The organism is Shewanella zhangzhouensis (assembly GCF_019457615.1).
In the GTDB taxonomy this organism is placed as follows: domain Bacteria; phylum Pseudomonadota; class Gammaproteobacteria; order Enterobacterales; family Shewanellaceae; genus Shewanella; species Shewanella zhangzhouensis.
The window spans coordinates 248,962-265,000 of the sequence record NZ_CP080414.1 but is presented as its reverse complement, the minus strand read 5'-3'; the positions used below and the strand labels follow the sequence as shown (position 1 = coordinate 265,000).

Here is a 16,039-nt window from a genome sequence, read left to right as displayed (position 1 = left end):
GCTTCTTTGGCTTTGTCGGAAGCCGTTGCCTTTACGCGGTAACGTTTATCCGAGGCTGCAAAGAAACCACCTACCATCATAAAGATACCGCCGAACCATAACCAACGAACGAATGGCTTGTAGTTCAAACGCACCGCGTACTCGGTGGCACTGATAGGGTCACCCATGGTGACATACAGGTCGCGGAACAGGCCCCAGTCGATACCGGCTTCGGTCATATCCATGGTACGCACGTTGTACTGACGACGATCGGGCTTGAGCAGAGTCAGGAACTTGTCTCCCTTATACACCTCAATCTGACCTTGTTGTGCGGTGTAGTTGGGACCTACCACGTTTTTGGTTTCAGTAAACTTGAAGGTATAACCGGCCAGCTCATGGCTGATACCCGGGCCCATACGCACACTCTTCTCGATGGAGTAGTTGGACACCATGGTGCCACCCACGACCGAGACCGCAATACCCAGGTGAGCGATGATCATGCCCAACTGACTGCGTCCCATACGCGCAAGACTCAGGCCTTCGTTGGTCTTGATGATGTTATAGCCTGCACGAAGTGTAGCCAGAGTGATCCACACGGCTGCGCCGATACCCAAAGCCACCCAAGCGTTGAATGCGCCACCAGCGATGAAAGGCACAGCAATACCCACCACGGCAGATACGATAGCCGGGATCAGCAGCTGACGTTTTACTTCACCGTCTTTCGCCTTCTTCCAACGGATAATGGGGCCAATACCCATGAACACAAACATCACCAGGATGATGGGCACAAACACGGCATTAAAGTATGGTGGGCCAACAGAAATCTTACCCATGCCCAGCGCATCAATCAGCAGTGGATACAGGGTACCCAGCAGCACTGTGCCACAGGCAACGGTCAGCAGCAGGTTACATACCAGCAGCATGGTTTCTTTTGACCAGAGTTCAAACTTGGCCGGACTGCTCATTTCACTGGCACGGAACGCGAACAGTGTGAGTGAGCCACCAATGGCAAGGCCAAGCAGCAAGAGAATGAACATACCGCGGCTTGGATCGGCAGCGAATGAGTGCACCGATGTCAGAACGCCGGAACGCACAATAAAGGTACCGAGCAAACTGAGCGAGAAAGCGAAGATAGACAGCAGTACCGTCCAGTTACGGAAGGTGCCACGCTTCTCGGTCACAATCAGTGAGTGCACCAGTGCGGTACCAATCAGCCATGGCATAAAGGAGGCGTTTTCGACCGGATCCCAGAACCACCAGCCACCCCAGCCGAGCTCGTAGTAAGCCCACCAGGAACCCAGCGCGATACCGCCGGTCAGGAAAATCCACGCCGCCAGTGTCCAGGGACGGCTCCAGCGAGCCCAGGCAGAATCGAGACGGCCACTGAGCAGTGCAGCAATCGCGAAGGCAAAGCTGACAGAGAAGCCCACATAACCCAGATACAGCATGGGTGGGTGGAAGATAAGGCCTACGTCCTGCAGCATGGGGTTAAGGTCGCGACCTTCCATCGGCGCAGGGAACAGGCGCTCGAACGGGCTTGAAGTCAGCAGCATAAACAGGGTGAAGCCTACGGTAATCATACCAAGCACCGCCAGTACCCGGGCGGTAAAGACTTCTTCCAGTCCTTTGCTGAACTTGGCTACGGCTGCAGCCCATACAGACAAAGAAAATACCCAAAACAGCAGGGAGCCTTCGTGACCACCCCAAACAGCGGCTATTTTGAAGAAGCTCGGCAGCTGAGAATTGGAATGGTGTGCCACGTAAGCAACAGAAAAATCATCGACCGCGAAGCTGTACGCCAGAGTCACAACAGACAGTGCAATGAACAGAAACATACCGTAAGCCAATGGCCAGGCATAACGCACCAGATACTGATCTTTGCGCGCTACCCCGATGAGCGGCACGCAGCTGAGCAGTAAGGCAAACGCCAGTCCTGTTATCAGCGCAAAGTGTCCAAGTTCCGGGATCATGGGTACTCCTCAGTCTTATTAGTCCGGGTCGACAGCCTGACAACTACTATCGACGCACAACATGAATCACACATTAGTTTTTGCGAATTTGCGCCATTTTAGTAGTTGCTATAGTTCCTGTCTGCCATTTTCGCGCAAATCTGGGTGGCCAGTCTCATTCTTACAACATTGACGAATTTCGCACCCAACCACCCTTGGGCGTACATTCTGACCCCATTTTTGCCAATTGGTTGCGGTTAAATCAGCTTTCTGTGAACCAGTGCCCAACTCTGGCGTTTCGGCTTCGGGCTTAAGCTTATATTACTGTTCAATGAATATGCTTATCGTATAATCTGACCCGCAAACCCGGCGGTATCGCCATTCAAGGCAACCAAGGTAATATAAGATAATGACCACATTCTGGATTTTGATTGCATTTGTTGTGCTGATCGGCCTTATGCTGATCTGGGTGCCCCACTTCCGGCAGCAGCGTCTGTTAGAGGCCGAAGAAGCTGGCGTGCGTAAGCAAACCAACCTTGAACTCTTTAATGAACGTTTGGCGATTCTCGAAAAAGAACTGGCTGAAGATCTGTTGGATAATCAGGAATTCGAGGCGCTGAAGAAAGAACTCGAAATTAGCCTGCTGCAAGACATCAAACAGGGCAGTGATGAGTCACTGGTCAACACAGTGAAACCCAAAGGGTTGCTGTGGCCTGTGGTGATGTCCGTTACGCTGCTTGGGATTTCCGGCTACATGTATCAGCACCTTGGCCAATACGAGAATGTGGCTAACCCTCCCCGCGCCGCCAATCCCCATGAAGGTATGACCGCCGAACAAATTATGTCGCAGCGGGTACAAATGATGGAAATGGCAGTACAGGCCGAACCCGACAACAGCCAGGCCTGGTTTAACCTGGGTCATGCCTATATTTCCGCGAACCGTTTTGATGAAGCCGTCAGCGCTTTCGATAAGGTAATGGAACTGGTAGGTACCCATGCCGAGTTGCTGGGCCCTAAAGCCACCGCACTGTACTACAAGAACAATCAGCAGATGTCGGCCGAGATCCAGGCGTTAATCGATCAGTCTCTGGCGCTCGATCCTCAGGATCCATCTACTCTGCTGTTGGTGGGTATGGATTCTTTCTTTACCGCCAACTACCAAAAGGCTATCGACGCCTGGCAGAGTATTCTGGCTACCCAGCGTACCGATATCGATAGAACTGCACTGATGAACGCCATCGAAACCGCCCGTATGAAGATGGCGGCCGAGACAGGCGAGATGCCGCAGGACAGCGTGCACCAGCCTGTCGCCAAGGCCGTGCCAACGGTAACGGTTCAAATTTCGGTATCACCGGAGTTGGCTGCCAATGTCAGCGATTCCGACATGCTGTTTATCTTTGCTCGTGCGACCGAAGGCCCGAAAGTGCCACTGGCCGCCACCAAGATCAGCGCCAAAGCACTGCCTGCCACTATCACTCTGGACGACAGCACCAATATGGGCGGCGATGTAAAGCTCAGCAGCGCCAGACAAGTTGAGATCATCGCTGTATTATCGAAGCACGGCAGCGTGAAGCCTCAGTCAGGTGATCTTAAGGGCAGTCTCAATGAGGTCGCTGTGGGTGGCGAATCTGTGAACCTGGTGCTGGATACTCTGGTGCAATAAGCCCTGGACGACAGATACACATCTTCAATTAAGCCGGCTTAACGCCGGCTTTTTATTTGCCTGAGGTCAGCCTTGCAATCTGCATCGCGGTCAAATTACAAAAAACGGGCAATAAAAAACCGGCCAGAGGGCCGGTTCTTCGAACTACATTCCAATTACTTGGACATGAACTCGATGGCGTTCTTGTAGTCTTCATCGGTACAGTCGGTGCACATACCGCCTGGAGGCATTGCGTTCAGACCGCCTTTAACGCTGGTCAGCAGCGCATCGATACCTTTGGCCAGACGAGGTTCCCACTGGGCAGCATCGTGAGCCTTAGGGGCACCGGCTACGCCCATGCTGTGACATACCTGGCAAGCCTTGTTATATACAGCTTCACCTTCTTGGGCAGATACGCTGGCAGCCATAGTCAGAGCAGCTACTGCAGTCATTGCTAACAGTTTTTTCATGTTCAATGTTCCTAATGCAAATACTTACATGCTCAACGCTGCCCTCGAAGGCAGACTGGTTTTAGCGAGCTTAGGGTACTACAAACTTCAAAAGATCTCACCTTTTTGTGAGTTCTCTCCCAGCTTGTTTTAGAGGATGAGATTTACACCACAAATTCGGCAATATATTAGCAAATATTGAAAAAGTTCCGGCATCATTGCACTTATTGGAACTGCATCAAATTGCTGATACTTAGTCCACTTCATCGGTAAACCCCGGATTTCAAGTATGTTAGTATCAGCACAGGATTACGCGGTATTAGAGGTCTCAGTGACACTACCAACAAAAACAGCCTACTCACTGGTATCCGCCGAAAAGCTAACTTGTATTCGTGAAGAAAGGATCCTCTTTGACGAACTGAGTTTCAGCGTTAACGAAGGCGATATCATCCAAATTGAAGGCCCCAATGGCGCAGGCAAAACCAGCTTGCTGCGCATCCTTGCAGGCCTCTCTCGCCCTTACGCCGGCAGTGTGTTTTACCGCAACGAAGAAATTGGCCGTTGCCGCGATGAATTTAACGAAGACCTGCTCTATTTGGGCCATTTGGCTGGTGTCAAAAGCGAGCTGACGGCCGAAGAGAACCTTAACTTCAATTTAAGGCTAAGTGGCTATGATGATTTCGACACTGGCGATATCCTCGCCAAAGTCAATCTGAAGGGATTTGAAGAAGCGCTGGCCGGGCATTTATCTGCCGGGCAGCACAGACGCACCGCACTTGCAAGGCTTTGGCACAGTAACTGTAAAGTGTGGATCTTGGATGAGCCTTTTACTGCCATCGACAAACGCGGTGTTGCAGAGCTTGAACAACTGTTTCTCAAGCATGCCGATAACGGCGGCTGTGTGATCCTGACCACTCACCAGGATATGGGACTCATCAAAGATGAGCGGCTTCGCAAACTCAAGCTTGAGTACAGGTTCGTATAAGGTTGGCTCGCATGAAAAGAGGCATTAGTTTTACCCAGGCATTTGGCACTGTACTTAAGCGGGATTTAAAAATTGCCATCCGTCACCGCGGTGATATCTTCAATCCCTTGTTGTTTTTTGTGATGGTAGTGACCCTGTTCCCATTGGGAATTGGCCCTGAACCCCAGGTATTGACCCGCATTGCCCCCGGCATTATCTGGGTAGCTGCGCTGCTGGCGTCCATGTTATCGCTGGAGCGTTTATTCAAAGCCGACTTTGTAGACGGCTCGCTGGAGCAGATGCTGCTGAGTCCTCAGCCACTGTACATCACAGTACTGGCCAAGGTGCTGGCCCACTGGCTGTTAACCGGCGTGCCGCTGATTTTGGTGTCGCCGTTGCTGGCGGTATTGCTGCACCTGGAAGACAACAGCTATGGAGCCCTGATGTCGACTCTGGCGCTGGGTACGCCTGTGCTCAGTCTGCTTGGTGCCATAGGTGTGGCACTGACGGTAGGATTACGTAAAGGCGGCGTGCTACTGAGTCTGTTGATACTGCCGCTCTATATTCCGGTACTGATTTTTGCGACCAGTGCCATTGATGCAGCGGGAATGAATTTACCCTACGATGGCCAGCTCGCTATAATAGGAGCCATGCTGGTTGGGTCTTTAACACTGGCGCCTTTTGCCGTTGGCGCCTCTTTGAGAGTGAGTACTAACTAATATGTGGAAGTGGTTACATCCTTACGCCGATCCCGAGCGTGCTTACAAGTTATCAGACAAACTCTTACCCTGGTTTGCCTTTCTGGCGTTAGCCTTTATCGCCACCGGCACCACCTGGGGACTGCTGTTTGCGCCGACGGACTATCAACAGGGCGACAGCTATCGCATCATCTTTATTCACGTGCCGGCGGCATCCATGTCGATGGCAGCATACATGGGGATGGCCACCGCCGCCTTTATTGGTCTGGTATGGCAAATCAAAGCGGCTGATTGGACCGCTGCGGCTATTGCGCCAATCGGTGCCGTAGTGACCTTTATTGCCCTGTTCACCGGCGCTACCTGGGGTAAACCCATGTGGGGCACCTGGTGGGTGTGGGACGCGCGCCTGACCTCAGAGCTGGTGCTGCTGTTCCTGTATTTGGGTGTGATTGCGCTTTACGCGTCATTCGAAGACAAGGTACTGGCCGCCAGGGCCGCTGGCATCCTGGCGATTGTGGGTGTGATTAACATCCCCATCATTAAGTATTCAGTGGAATGGTGGAGCTCACTGCATCAGCCGTCCACGATTCGAATCACCGAAAAATCCACCATGTCCAGCGACATGTTATACCCTCTGCTCATTAACATTGTGGGCTTTGGCTTGATGATCGGTGCGTTGACCCTGATTCGATTCAAGGCCGAGATCCTGGCACGCAATGCAATGCGTCCCTGGGTGCGCGAGATGGCCCTGGCTCAAGGAGTTAAATAATGCAGTTTGAATCCTTTACAGACTTTATCAACATGGGAGGCTACGCCTTCTATGTGTGGCTGGCTTATGGGGTTACCTTCACCAGCCTCGCGACCCTCATCATTCTTAGCACGCGCCAAAAAAGCAAGGTGCTCACGGAAATCGCTAAGAAAATCGCTCGGGAAGAGCGCCTGAAAGAAAGCCGGAGCAACAAAGCATGAATCCAAGACGTAAGAAAAGACTGGCCCTTGTCGTGGGTCTGATTGGTGGCGTTGCAGCCGTGGCTTCTTTGCTGCTGTATGCACTGAACACCAACCTTAACCTGTTCTACACCCCAACCGAAATCGTCCACGGTAAAGCAGACACTGGTATCAGACCTGAAGTGGGCCAGCGTATTCGCGTGGGTGGTATGGTGACTGTTGGCTCCATGATACGTGACCCCGACAGCCTGCACGTTGAGTTTGCCGTGCACGATGCCGGCGGCGGTGAAGTGATTGTGACTTATGATGACCTGCTGCCGGATCTCTTCCGTGAAGGCCAGGGCATTGTAGCCCAGGGCGTACTGACCGAAGACGGTAAACTGCAGGCCAGTGAAGTGCTCGCCAAACACGATGAGAATTACATGCCGCCTGAAGTCGCTGAAGCCATGGGTAAAAACCATGAGAAGCTGGAATATACAGAGACACAGAAAGGCGGTTCACGCTAATCTCTTCGAAAGCCTCCACCCGGAGGCTTTCCTTTTAGTGGCACGACTATACTAGGAAGAGCAATTCACGGAGATGACATCATGTGCCGCTTCTTCATATTGCTCTGCAGCATTTTGCTCTCCCCGGCCTTTGCCGCTCGCGTCGCTATCATCGAAAGCTACCACGCCGACTACGCCTGGGACCAAGCATACGTTCACGGAATTCAAGATGTGCTGACCGGCCATCAGCTGGCTCGTTTCCAGCTCGATACCAAACGCATCCAACGTGAAGACTAAGAGAGGGCTGCTGACAGGGTCTGGAACGAGCTAGAGGCCTATGACCCTGAACTCATACTGATTGGTGACGATAACGCTTTCAGACTGCTATCCGCGCGGCTAAGCAACCTGAAAGTCCCGCTGGTATTCCTGGGACTTAACGGTGCACCAAGAGACTATGGACTCGAACAGTTCAGTGCCATCACCGGGGTGTTTGAGAGACCGTTACTGAAGCGGTCAGTGCTGTTTTTGAGCGCCGTGCTCAACAAAGAAGCACCACGGATATTAGTGCTATTTGACGCGTCCACTACCTCGACGGTGTCACACGAACACCTCAGTCAGCTGGAGCCTTATATTAAGGTCGGCAATATTCATATCGATATACGTCTCGATAACCGCAGCGAAGTGTGGCGGGAACGGTTAAGCCAAGCGAAGGTGCAAGGTTACGATGCCGTTATCGTTGGCCTCTACCATACGCTCTCAGAGCATGATGGCAGCTATACCGAGCCGGATGAGATGCTTGGCTGGATCCACGACAATACCTCTGTACCATCGTTTGGCTTCTGGGATTTCTCTATCGGCCCGAGGGGTAATGTAGGCGGCTTTGTGCTGGATGGATATGCCCACGGTAAAACCGCGGCCAGAATGGCTGAGCGGATTCTAAATGGCGAACCTGCATCGAATATCTATCCTGTGATAGATGACAGTGGTCGTTGGCTGTTCAGCCGCAGTGGGATGAAAAAGTGGCAACTCAAAGTGCCTGAAGGGCTGGATGGGAAAATTGATTGGTTAGACTAGATTACAGACATAAAAAAACCGGACCCTAAGGTCCGGCTTTTTCGGTAACGCTCAATTACTCAGCGGCTTCAACTTCAACAGCTTGAGCAGTTTCTGGGCGACCAACCAGCTCGATGTAAGCCATAGGGGCTTTATCACCGGCACGCAGACCGCACTTCAGAATACGGGTGTAACCACCAGGACGCTCCTGGTAACGTGGACCCAATTCATTGAACAGTTTACCAACGACTTCTTGATCGCGGGTGCGAGCAAATGCCAAACGGCGATTTGCAACGCTATCACTCTTAGCGAGTGTAATCAGGGGCTCAACTACGCGACGCAGTTCTTTCGCCTTCACAGCGGTAGTCTTGATGATCTCGTGACGTACCAGTGAAGAAGCCATGTTGCGGAACATAGCCTGACGGTGGCTGCTGTTGCGGTTAAGTTGACGACCACTCTTACGATGGCGCATGACCTAATCCTTATAAACTATCTCTGTACCAATCCGGTATTACAGGTCGTCTGCCAAGCTGGCTGGAGGCCAGTTTTCCAGACGCATACCCAACGACAGACCGCGAGAAGCCAACACGTCCTTGATCTCGGTAAGAGATTTCTTACCCAGGTTAGGAGTCTTGAGCAGCTCAACTTCTGTGCGTTGAACCAGATCACCGATGTAATGAATCGCTTCGGCCTTCAAGCAGTTGGCCGAACGTACAGTAAGCTCTAAATCGTCGACAGGACGCAGCAGGATTGGATCGAACTCTGGCTTCTCTTCCTTCTGCTCTGGAACAGACACATCACGCAGTTCCACAAACGCATCCAGCTGTTCAGCCAGAATAGTTGCAGAGCGACGGATAGCCTCTTCAGGATCGATAGTACCGTTAGTGGTCATATCGATTACCAGCTTATCCAGGTCAGTACGCTGCTCAACACGGGCCGCTTCTACATTGTAGGCAATACGGGCAACCGGTGAGAAAGAAGCGTCAACCAGCAGACGGCCGATTGGGCGATCGTCGTCTTCGTTCTGTGCACGGGCAGAAGCCGGCACATAACCACGACCACGCTCAACGCGGATACGCATGCTGATGTCATGATTACCGGTCAGATGACAGATAACATGATCAGGGTTGGCGATAGTAACATCACCATCATGGGTGATGTCTGCTGCAGTAACAGGGCCTGCGCCGGACTTGCTCAGAGTGAGCATAGCCTCGTCTTTGCCCTCAAGAATCACTGCCAAACCTTTCAGGTTCAACAAGATCTCGAGGATGTCTTCCTGAACGCCTTCCTTGCTGCTGTATTCGTGCAGTACACCGTCGATTTCAACTTCGGTGACCGCGCAGCCAGGCATGGACGACAGAAGGATGCGACGCAACGCGTTACCTAAAGTATGACCGAAACCACGCTCAAGCGGTTCCAGGGTAACTTTGGCACGAGTTGGGCTAACCTGCTCGATGTCCACGAGACGCGGTTTAAGAAATTCTGTAACAGAACCCTGCATTGTGTCCTCTCTTGTTTGTTAGCCTTACTTAGAGTAAAGCTCGACGATCAGCTGTTCGTTAATATCCGCAGACAAATCGCTACGCTCTGGCAGACGCTTGAAAGCACCTTCCATCTTAGCGGCGTCTACTTCAACCCAAGTAGGCTTCTCACGCTGGGCAGCCACTTCCAAAGCCGCTTTGATACGGGCTTGAGTGCGTGACTTCTCACGGATGCTTACTACATCATTCGCAGACACTTTGAATGAAGGGATGTTAACAACACGACCGTTTACCATAACAGACTTATGGCTAACCAGCTGACGTGCTTCGGCACGAGTTGAGCCAAAGCCCATACGATAAACTACGTTATCCAGACGGGTTTCCAAAAGTTGCAACAGGTTTTCACCGGTGTTGCCTTTCAGACGTGCAGCTTCCTTATAGTAGTTACGGAACTGCTTTTCCAGCACACCGTAAATACGACGAACTTTTTGCTTCTCACGCAGCTGAGTACCGTATTCAGACAGACGTGGCTTGCGCGCACCGTGCTGACCTGGAGCGGTTTCCAGCTTACACTTCGAATCAATTGCTCTCACACCGCTTTTCAGGAAAAGGTCAGTACCTTCCCGGCGGCTGAGCTTGAGCTTGGGACCCAAGTATCTTGCCATGTTCTTTCTCCAACTATCCTAACTAACGGCGTTACACGCGGCGCTTCTTAGGAGGGCGACAACCGTTGTGTGGGATCGGTGTCACGTCAGTGATGTTGGTGATTTTGTAACCAACAGCGTTCAGCGCACGAATGGCTGATTCACGACCTGGACCTGGACCCTTCACAAACACTTCAAGGTTTTTCAGACCGTAGTCCTGAGCGGCAACACCTGCGCGCTCTGCTGCTACCTGAGCTGCGAATGGAGTAGACTTACGTGAACCACGGAAGCCTGAACCACCTGCAGTTGCCCAAGAAAGAGCATTACCCTGACGATCGGTGATAGTCACGATTGTGTTATTGAAAGATGCATGGATGTGAGCCATGCCATCGGCAACCTGTTTACGTACGCGCTTGCGCGGAGAACGTGATGGAACTTTAGCCATTTCTCACCTTCCCGTTACTTCTTGATAGGTTTACGTGGACCTTTGCGAGTACGCGCATTGGTCTTGGTACGTTGCCCACGCAGGGGCAGGCTGCGACGATGACGGAGGCCACGATAACAACCAAGGTCCATCAGACGCTTGATGTTCATGGAAACCTCACGACGCAAGTCACCTTCTACTGTGTATTTGGCAACTTCTTCGCGCAGGGTATCGATTTGAGCTTCGCTCAATTCCTTGATCTTGGCATCTTCAGCAATGGCAGTAGCGGCGCAAATGGCTTTTGCGCGAGTACGACCAACACCGTAGATTGCAGTCAAAGCGATGACTGCGTGCTTATGATCAGGAATGTTAATGCCAGCTATACGGGCCACTATGCACTCCTTAAGTTAAAGGCCACCTGTGAAAAGCCCGAAAGGATACTCGACAGGTGACAGTTTTGCAAACATTTTTTGGCCAGCCCTGTTGCCAGGGACTGGCCAGATTTTTTAGCCTTGACGCTGTTTGTGTTTTGGTTCAACACAGATAACGCGTACAACGCCGCTACGCTTGATGATCTTGCAGTTACGGCAGATCTTCTTCACGGAAGCTCGAACTTTCATTTCACAACTCCGTAAACTAACTTATCGGCCAAAGCGATCGAGATTCGCTTTGTTGATAAGGTTAGCTTTCTTCATTACAGACTCATATTGATGAGACATCATATGGGTCTGAACCTGAGCCATGAAGTCCATGATCACTACCACCATAATCAGCAGGGAAGTACCGCCAAAATAGAACTGTACTTTCCAGGCGATGAGCATGAACTCCGGAATCAAACAGATAAAGGTAATGTATAACGCGCCTGCCAGAGTCAGTCGGGTCATCACTTTATCAATGTAACGCGAGGTCTGTTCGCCAGGACGGATCCCGGGAATGAACGCACCACTCTTCTTCAGGTTGTCTGCTGTCTCGCGTGGGTTAAACACCAGCGCGGTATAGAAGAAGCAGAAGAAGATGATCGCTGCTGCATAAAGCAGTGAGTACAGCGGCTGCCCAGGGCTAACGGCCAGCGAAATGTCGCTGAGCCAAGACAGGGCTTCATTCTGACCGAACCACTGAGCCAGGGTTCCAGGAAACAGAATGATGCTGGACGCAAAGATTGGGGGAATTACACCCGCCATGTTCACCTTCAGCGGCAAGTGAGTGGATTGGGCAGCAAAGATTTTATTCCCTTGCTGACGCTTGGCGTAGTTCACAACGATACGACGCTGGCCACGCTCCACAAACACCACGAAATAGGTGACGGCGAATACTATCACGCCAATCAACAACAATACCAATACGTTCAAATCACCTTGACGCGCCTGTTCGGCCGTTTGGCCGATAGCTGATGGCAGGCCGGCAACGATACCTGCGAAAATCAGGATCGAAATACCGTTACCAATGCCACGCTCGGTAATCTGTTCACCCAGCCACATCAGGAACATAGTCCCGGTAACCAAGCTTACGATCGCAACGAAATAGAACCCAAAACCTGGATTCACCACCAGACCTGGAACCAGGTTTGGCAGACCGGTTGCGATACCGACCGACTGGAATGTACCCAACACCAGGGTACCCCAACGTGTGTACTGACTGATTTTGCGACGTCCGGACTCACCTTCCTTTTTCAGTTCGGCAAGTGCGGGGTGCACTACAGTCAATAACTGCATGATGATCGATGCCGAAATGTACGGCATGATTCCCAATGCGAATATTGAGGCACGCTCAAGGGCACCACCCGAGAACATGTTAAACATGCCCAGGATGGTTCCCTTCTGTTGAGCAAACAGCTCTGCTAATACAGCTGCGTCAATACCAGGAATTGGTACAAATGAACCGGCACGAAACACGATAATTGCACCAATCACGAACAGGAGACGGGCTTTCAGTTCTGACAGACCGCCCTTCGCGCTTTTTAAATCAAGTCCTGGTTTTGCCATCGACGTATTATTCCTCGATCTTTCCGCCAGCAGCTTCAATAGCTGCGCGTGCACCTTTGGTTACCTTCAGACCTTTAACGGTCACTGGGCGCTCAATGGTACCTGAAAGAACGACTTTCGCAAACTGGATGTTGCGAGTTACTACGTTCGCATCTTTCAGTGCGTTCAGGTCGATAACATCACCGTTAACTTTTGCCAGCTCGCCGAGGCGAACTTCAGCAGTTACCATAGAAACACGAGAGGTAAAGCCGAACTTAGGCAGACGGATCTTAAGTGGCATTTGACCACCCTCGAAGCCAGGGCGTACACCGCCACCGCTACGAGATTTTTGACCCTTGTGACCGCGACCAGCGGTCTTGCCCAAGCCAGAACCAATACCACGGCCTACACGCTTAGGAGCAGACTTCGCGCCTACGGCAGGAGAAAGTGTGTTCAGACGCATTATCAGTCCTCCACCTTAACCATGTAGTAGACCTTATTGATCATACCGCGAACAGCTGGAGTATCTTCCAGTTCAACGGTGTGACCAATGCGACGCAGACCCAGGCCAGTCAGAGTGGCCTTGTGCTTTGGCAGACGGCCAATGGCACTTTTGGTCTGAGTTACTTTGATAGTTTTAGCCATGATGCATTACCCCCGAATTTCTTCGACGCTCAGACCACGCTTGGCAGCAACCTGCGCTGGTGACTTCATGTGCGTCAGAGCATCAACAGTCGCGCGAACGATGTTGATCGGGTTAGTGGAACCGTAGGCTTTAGACAGTACGTTATGAACGCCTGCTACTTCCAATACGGCGCGCATCGCACCACCGGCAATAATACCGGTACCCTGAGACGCTGGCTGCATGTAAACACGCGAACCGGTGTGACGTCCCTTAACAGGGTGGTGCAGAGTGCCTGCGTTCAGTTCTACAGTCACCATGTTACGGCGAGCCTTTTCCATTGCCTTTTGAATGGCAGCTGGAACTTCACGGGCTTTGCCGTAGCCGTAGCCAACACGACCGTTACCATCACCCACTACAGTCAATGCAGTGAAGCTGAAGATACGACCGCCCTTAACTACTTTAGAAACACGGTTTACTGCAATCAGTTTCTCTTGCAGATCGTCTTTCTGCTGCTGAGCTTCTACTTTAGCCATTGTAATAAACCCCTTAGAACTGGAGGCCAGCTTCACGAGCGGCGTCTGCCAAGGCAGCAACACGACCGTGATACTTGAAGCCAGAACGATCGAACGCAACTACAGTTACGCCCTTCTCGACGGCGCGCTCGGCGATGGCTTTACCCACGGCCTTGGCGGCATCCACGTTACCGGTAGCCTTCAGAGCTTCCTTGATTGATTTCTCAACAGTAGAAGCCGCTGCAACAACCTGAGCTTCAGGATTGATCACCTGAGCGTAGATGTGACGGGGGGTACGATGTACCACCAAACGGTGCACGCCCAGCTCTTGGATCTTCTTGCGAGCGCGAGTAGCGCGGCGCAAGCGAGATGATTTCTTGTCCATAGCGTTACCTTACTTCTTCTTAGCCTCTTTACGGCGTACTTCTTCGTTAGCGTAGCGAACACCTTTGCCCTTGTAAGGCTCTGGTGGACGATAGCCACGAATCTCAGCAGCCACTTGACCAACCAGTTCTTTGTCGATAGAACGCAGAACGATTTCGGTTTGGCTTGGGCATTCAGCAGTAACGCCAGCAGGAAGTTTGTGTACCAGTGGGTGAGAGAAACCCAGAGACAGGTCGACGTCGCTACCGGCCACTTTGGCACGATAACCTACACCAACCAGCTGCAGCTTCTTCTCAAAACCCTGAGATACACCAACAACCATGTTGTTGATAAGAGCGCGGGCAGTACCAGCTTGAGCCCAGGCGTTAACAACGCCTTCTACGGGGGCAAACTTGATAGCGCCATCTTCAACAGTCACTGCAACAGCGCTGTTGATTACGCGAGTCAGAGTACCTTTGCCGCCTTTAACGGTGATTTCCTGACCATTTAAGGTCACCTCTACGCCGGCAGGAATAGATACAGGTGCTTTTGCTACACGAGACATTCCTAGCTCCTTATGCTACGTAGCAGATAACCTCACCACCCATGCCAGCGAGGCGGGCGGCACGATCAGTCATCAGGCCTTTAGAAGTGGAAACGATTGCGATACCCAGGCCACCCATCACTTTTGGCAGTTCGTCTTTACCTTTGTAAATACGAAGACCAGGACGGCTTACGCGCTGGATAGTCTCAACAACTGGACGGCCCTGGAAGTACTTCAGAGTAACTTCCAGCTCGGCTTTATTGCCTTCAGACGCAACAGCGTAGTCGGTGATGTAACCTTCGTCTTTCAGCAGCTTAGCGATAGCTACTTTCAGTTTAGCGGAAGGCATCTTCACAGATACTTTGTTAGCAGCCTGGCCGTTACGGATACGGGTCAGCATATCCGCAATAGGATCTTGCATGCTCATATTAGCTTTCTCCGTGACAAGTGCTTACCAGCTGGCCTTACGCAGACCAGGAACTTCACCACGCATGGTAGCTTCACGCAGCTTGATACGGCTCAGGCCGAACTTGCGCAGGAAACCATGTGGGCGACCAGTTTGATTACAACGGTTACGCTGACGCGCGGCGCTGGAATCACGTGGTAAAGCTTGCAGCTTCAGAACAGCGTCCCAACGAGCATCGTCGGAAGACTCTGGGCTGTTGATGATAGCTTTCAGAGCAGCACGCTTTTCAGCATACTTAGCCACGAGAGCTGCACGCTTGGCTTCGCGTGCCTTCATTGAAGTTTTTGCCATTACGCTACCCCTTATTTCTTGAATGGGAAGTTAAAAGCGTCCAGAAGAGCACGACCTTCCTCATCGTTCTTGGCGGTTGTGGTGATCACAATGTCCATACCACGAACGCGATCGATCTTGTCATAGTCGATCTCAGGGAAGATGATTTGCTCACGCACACCCATCGCGTAGTTACCACGGCCGTCGAACGACTTAGCGCTCAGACCACGGAAGTCACGGATACGAGGGATTGCGATATCCAGCAGACGCTCAAAGAATTCCCACATACGCTCACCGCGCAGGGTTACTTTGCAGCCAATAGGGTAGCCTTCACGGATTTTGAAACCAGCAACTGATTTGCGAGCAACAGTTACCACTGGCTTCTGACCAGCAATTGCAGTCATATCACGGACAGCATTTTCCATGATTTTTTTGTCAGCAACAGCTTCGCCAACACCCATGTTCAGGGTGATTTTCTCAATCCGAGGGACTTGCATGACACTGGTATAACCGAACTTTTTAGACAGTTCAGCGATAACAGTCTCTTTGTATTTATCATGCAGTTTCGCCATCGTTTACTCC

The 16,039-nt window shown here is 51.7% G+C and carries 25 protein-coding genes (1 of these 25 cut by a window edge); 8 read left to right on the top strand and 17 right to left on the bottom strand.

Annotated elements, in window-relative coordinates:
• Positions 1 to 1,949: the 5' portion of a heme lyase CcmF/NrfE family subunit gene (locus K0H63_RS01270; RefSeq protein WP_220066383.1), read on the bottom strand. 28 nt of this gene lie to the left of the window's left edge; 1,949 of the gene's 1,977 nt are visible here — the first part of the coding sequence; the start codon lies at positions 1,947 to 1,949; the stop codon falls past the left edge of the window.
• A gap of 388 nt (positions 1,950 to 2,337) precedes the next feature.
• On the opposite strand from K0H63_RS01270, the gene ccmI reads away from it, so the two are divergent.
• The gene (gene ccmI / locus K0H63_RS01265; RefSeq protein WP_220066382.1) at positions 2,338 to 3,591 is read left to right on the top strand and encodes a c-type cytochrome biogenesis protein CcmI; all 1,254 of its coding nucleotides are present in this window, start codon (positions 2,338 to 2,340) and stop codon (positions 3,589 to 3,591) included.
• Between the two features lie 155 nt (positions 3,592 to 3,746).
• Here the strand turns inward: ccmI and K0H63_RS01260 are convergent, their stop codons facing one another.
• Complete coding sequence (locus K0H63_RS01260) at positions 3,747 to 4,040, bottom strand: c-type cytochrome (protein WP_011758367.1); 294 nt, start codon at positions 4,038 to 4,040, stop codon at positions 3,747 to 3,749.
• Positions 4,041 to 4,350: 310 nt separating this feature from the next.
• On the opposite strand from K0H63_RS01260, the gene ccmA reads away from it, so the two are divergent.
• The 7 genes from ccmA (at position 4,351) to K0H63_RS01225 (ending at position 8,188) form a co-directional block, all read left to right on the top strand.
• Complete coding sequence (gene ccmA, locus K0H63_RS01255; protein WP_220066381.1) at positions 4,351 to 5,004, top strand: cytochrome c biogenesis heme-transporting ATPase CcmA; 654 nt, start codon at positions 4,351 to 4,353, stop codon at positions 5,002 to 5,004.
• Between the two features lie 11 nt (positions 5,005 to 5,015).
• Positions 5,016 to 5,702: a heme exporter protein CcmB gene (gene ccmB / locus K0H63_RS01250; protein WP_011758365.1), complete on the top strand. Its 687-nt coding sequence runs from the start codon at positions 5,016 to 5,018 to the stop codon at positions 5,700 to 5,702.
• A 1-nt stretch (position 5,703) separates the two neighbouring features.
• Complete coding sequence (locus K0H63_RS01245; RefSeq protein ID WP_220066380.1) at positions 5,704 to 6,450, top strand: heme ABC transporter permease; 747 nt, start codon at positions 5,704 to 5,706, stop codon at positions 6,448 to 6,450.
• Positions 6,450 to 6,650 carry a heme exporter protein CcmD gene (gene ccmD, locus K0H63_RS01240; protein ID WP_220066379.1) on the top strand — a complete coding sequence of 67 codons (201 nt, stop codon included), beginning with the start codon at positions 6,450 to 6,452 and terminating at the stop codon, positions 6,648 to 6,650. The genes K0H63_RS01245 and ccmD overlap by 1 nt, the downstream gene beginning before the upstream one ends.
• Complete coding sequence (gene ccmE, locus K0H63_RS01235; protein WP_220066378.1) at positions 6,647 to 7,135, top strand: cytochrome c maturation protein CcmE; 489 nt, start codon at positions 6,647 to 6,649, stop codon at positions 7,133 to 7,135. Before ccmD ends, ccmE begins: the two co-directional genes overlap by 4 nt.
• An 81-nt stretch (positions 7,136 to 7,216) precedes the next feature.
• On the top strand, positions 7,217 to 7,411 hold the full coding sequence (locus K0H63_RS01230; protein ID WP_220066377.1) for a hypothetical protein: 195 nt from the start codon (positions 7,217 to 7,219) through the stop codon (positions 7,409 to 7,411).
• Positions 7,412 to 7,630: 219 nt separating this feature from the next.
• Positions 7,631 to 8,188 carry a type 1 periplasmic-binding domain-containing protein gene (locus K0H63_RS01225; RefSeq protein ID WP_220066376.1) on the top strand — a complete coding sequence of 186 codons (558 nt, stop codon included), beginning with the start codon at positions 7,631 to 7,633 and terminating at the stop codon, positions 8,186 to 8,188.
• Positions 8,189 to 8,243: 55 nt separating this feature from the next.
• On the opposite strand, the gene rplQ is transcribed toward K0H63_RS01225, so the two are convergent.
• From rplQ to rplE, 15 genes are all read right to left on the bottom strand, one after another.
• Positions 8,244 to 8,639, bottom strand: coding sequence for a 50S ribosomal protein L17 (rplQ, locus tag K0H63_RS01220; protein ID WP_220066375.1), 396 nt, complete (start codon positions 8,637 to 8,639; stop codon positions 8,244 to 8,246).
• A 39-nt stretch (positions 8,640 to 8,678) separates the two neighbouring features.
• Positions 8,679 to 9,668 carry a DNA-directed RNA polymerase subunit alpha gene (locus tag K0H63_RS01215; RefSeq protein ID WP_011758359.1) on the bottom strand — a complete coding sequence of 330 codons (990 nt, stop codon included), beginning with the start codon at positions 9,666 to 9,668 and terminating at the stop codon, positions 8,679 to 8,681.
• 24 nt (positions 9,669 to 9,692) lie between these two features.
• Positions 9,693 to 10,313 carry a 30S ribosomal protein S4 gene (gene rpsD / locus K0H63_RS01210; RefSeq protein WP_011758358.1) on the bottom strand — a complete coding sequence of 207 codons (621 nt, stop codon included), beginning with the start codon at positions 10,311 to 10,313 and terminating at the stop codon, positions 9,693 to 9,695.
• A 31-nt stretch (positions 10,314 to 10,344) separates the two neighbouring features.
• The gene (rpsK, locus tag K0H63_RS01205; protein ID WP_011758357.1) at positions 10,345 to 10,737 is read right to left on the bottom strand and encodes a 30S ribosomal protein S11; all 393 of its coding nucleotides are present in this window, start codon (positions 10,735 to 10,737) and stop codon (positions 10,345 to 10,347) included.
• A gap of 14 nt (positions 10,738 to 10,751) precedes the next feature.
• Complete coding sequence (gene rpsM, locus K0H63_RS01200; protein ID WP_126169095.1) at positions 10,752 to 11,108, bottom strand: 30S ribosomal protein S13; 357 nt, start codon at positions 11,106 to 11,108, stop codon at positions 10,752 to 10,754.
• Positions 11,109 to 11,222: 114 nt separating this feature from the next.
• Complete coding sequence (gene rpmJ / locus K0H63_RS01195; protein ID WP_011758355.1) at positions 11,223 to 11,336, bottom strand: 50S ribosomal protein L36; 114 nt, start codon at positions 11,334 to 11,336, stop codon at positions 11,223 to 11,225.
• Between the two features lie 21 nt (positions 11,337 to 11,357).
• Positions 11,358 to 12,698 (bottom strand): preprotein translocase subunit SecY, encoded by a 1,341-nt coding sequence (gene secY, locus K0H63_RS01190; RefSeq protein WP_011758354.1) that lies wholly within the window; start codon positions 12,696 to 12,698, stop codon positions 11,358 to 11,360.
• 7 nt (positions 12,699 to 12,705) lie between these two features.
• Entirely contained in the window at positions 12,706 to 13,140 is a 435-nt protein-coding gene (gene rplO, locus K0H63_RS01185; protein ID WP_011758353.1) for a 50S ribosomal protein L15, read from the bottom strand.
• A gap of 2 nt (positions 13,141 to 13,142) precedes the next feature.
• Positions 13,143 to 13,322, bottom strand: coding sequence for a 50S ribosomal protein L30 (gene rpmD / locus K0H63_RS01180; RefSeq protein WP_011758352.1), 180 nt, complete (start codon positions 13,320 to 13,322; stop codon positions 13,143 to 13,145).
• A 6-nt stretch (positions 13,323 to 13,328) separates the two neighbouring features.
• On the bottom strand, positions 13,329 to 13,835 hold the full coding sequence (gene rpsE / locus K0H63_RS01175) for a 30S ribosomal protein S5 (protein ID WP_203325704.1): 507 nt from the start codon (positions 13,833 to 13,835) through the stop codon (positions 13,329 to 13,331).
• Between the two features lie 13 nt (positions 13,836 to 13,848).
• The gene (rplR, locus tag K0H63_RS01170) at positions 13,849 to 14,199 is read right to left on the bottom strand and encodes a 50S ribosomal protein L18 (RefSeq protein ID WP_220066374.1); all 351 of its coding nucleotides are present in this window, start codon (positions 14,197 to 14,199) and stop codon (positions 13,849 to 13,851) included.
• 9 nt (positions 14,200 to 14,208) lie between these two features.
• A complete protein-coding gene (gene rplF / locus K0H63_RS01165; protein WP_011758349.1) occupies positions 14,209 to 14,742 on the bottom strand; it encodes a 50S ribosomal protein L6 in 534 nt (177 codons plus the stop codon).
• A 10-nt stretch (positions 14,743 to 14,752) separates the two neighbouring features.
• The gene (gene rpsH, locus K0H63_RS01160; RefSeq protein WP_011758348.1) at positions 14,753 to 15,148 is read right to left on the bottom strand and encodes a 30S ribosomal protein S8; all 396 of its coding nucleotides are present in this window, start codon (positions 15,146 to 15,148) and stop codon (positions 14,753 to 14,755) included.
• Positions 15,149 to 15,172: 24 nt separating this feature from the next.
• Positions 15,173 to 15,478 (bottom strand): 30S ribosomal protein S14, encoded by a 306-nt coding sequence (gene rpsN, locus K0H63_RS01155; protein ID WP_011758347.1) that lies wholly within the window; start codon positions 15,476 to 15,478, stop codon positions 15,173 to 15,175.
• An 11-nt stretch (positions 15,479 to 15,489) separates the two neighbouring features.
• Positions 15,490 to 16,029, bottom strand: coding sequence for a 50S ribosomal protein L5 (rplE, locus tag K0H63_RS01150; protein WP_011758346.1), 540 nt, complete (start codon positions 16,027 to 16,029; stop codon positions 15,490 to 15,492).
• Between the last annotated feature and the right edge of the window lie 10 nt (positions 16,030 to 16,039).

What these genes read in the sequence shown, in the direction of transcription:
- ccmD (WP_220066379.1), top strand. Translation starts at nt 6,450, where the DNA reads ATGCAGTTTGAATCCTTTACAGACTTTATCAACATGGGAGGCTACGCC.
- rplF (WP_011758349.1), bottom strand. Translation starts at nt 14,742, where the DNA reads ATGTCTCGTGTAGCAAAAGCACCTGTATCTATTCCTGCCGGCGTAGAG.
- rpmD (WP_011758352.1), bottom strand. Translation starts at nt 13,322, where the DNA reads ATGGCTAAAACTATCAAAGTAACTCAGACCAAAAGTGCCATTGGCCGT.
- rpmJ (WP_011758355.1), bottom strand. Translation starts at nt 11,336, where the DNA reads ATGAAAGTTCGAGCTTCCGTGAAGAAGATCTGCCGTAACTGCAAGATC.
- rplE (WP_011758346.1), bottom strand. Translation starts at nt 16,029, where the DNA reads ATGGCGAAACTGCATGATAAATACAAAGAGACTGTTATCGCTGAACTG.
- rplO (WP_011758353.1), bottom strand. Translation starts at nt 13,140, where the DNA reads ATGCGTCTGAACACACTTTCTCCTGCCGTAGGCGCGAAGTCTGCTCCT.
- K0H63_RS01215 (WP_011758359.1), bottom strand. Translation starts at nt 9,668, where the DNA reads ATGCAGGGTTCTGTTACAGAATTTCTTAAACCGCGTCTCGTGGACATC.
- secY (WP_011758354.1), bottom strand. Translation starts at nt 12,698, where the DNA reads ATGGCAAAACCAGGACTTGATTTAAAAAGCGCGAAGGGCGGTCTGTCA.
- K0H63_RS01260 (WP_011758367.1), bottom strand. Translation starts at nt 4,040, where the DNA reads ATGAAAAAACTGTTAGCAATGACTGCAGTAGCTGCTCTGACTATGGCT.
- rpsH (WP_011758348.1), bottom strand. Translation starts at nt 15,148, where the DNA reads ATGAGCATGCAAGATCCTATTGCGGATATGCTGACCCGTATCCGTAAC.
- ccmB (WP_011758365.1), top strand. Translation starts at nt 5,016, where the DNA reads ATGAAAAGAGGCATTAGTTTTACCCAGGCATTTGGCACTGTACTTAAG.
- ccmI (WP_220066382.1), top strand. Translation starts at nt 2,338, where the DNA reads ATGACCACATTCTGGATTTTGATTGCATTTGTTGTGCTGATCGGCCTT.
- ccmE (WP_220066378.1), top strand. Translation starts at nt 6,647, where the DNA reads ATGAATCCAAGACGTAAGAAAAGACTGGCCCTTGTCGTGGGTCTGATT.
- K0H63_RS01245 (WP_220066380.1), top strand. Translation starts at nt 5,704, where the DNA reads ATGTGGAAGTGGTTACATCCTTACGCCGATCCCGAGCGTGCTTACAAG.
- rpsK (WP_011758357.1), bottom strand. Translation starts at nt 10,737, where the DNA reads ATGGCTAAAGTTCCATCACGTTCTCCGCGCAAGCGCGTACGTAAACAG.
- rpsN (WP_011758347.1), bottom strand. Translation starts at nt 15,478, where the DNA reads ATGGCAAAAACTTCAATGAAGGCACGCGAAGCCAAGCGTGCAGCTCTC.
- K0H63_RS01230 (WP_220066377.1), top strand. Translation starts at nt 7,217, where the DNA reads ATGTGCCGCTTCTTCATATTGCTCTGCAGCATTTTGCTCTCCCCGGCC.
- rpsE (WP_203325704.1), bottom strand. Translation starts at nt 13,835, where the DNA reads ATGGCTAAAGTAGAAGCTCAGCAGCAGAAAGACGATCTGCAAGAGAAA.
- rplQ (WP_220066375.1), bottom strand. Translation starts at nt 8,639, where the DNA reads ATGCGCCATCGTAAGAGTGGTCGTCAACTTAACCGCAACAGCAGCCAC.
- rpsD (WP_011758358.1), bottom strand. Translation starts at nt 10,313, where the DNA reads ATGGCAAGATACTTGGGTCCCAAGCTCAAGCTCAGCCGCCGGGAAGGT.
- rplR (WP_220066374.1), bottom strand. Translation starts at nt 14,199, where the DNA reads ATGGACAAGAAATCATCTCGCTTGCGCCGCGCTACTCGCGCTCGCAAG.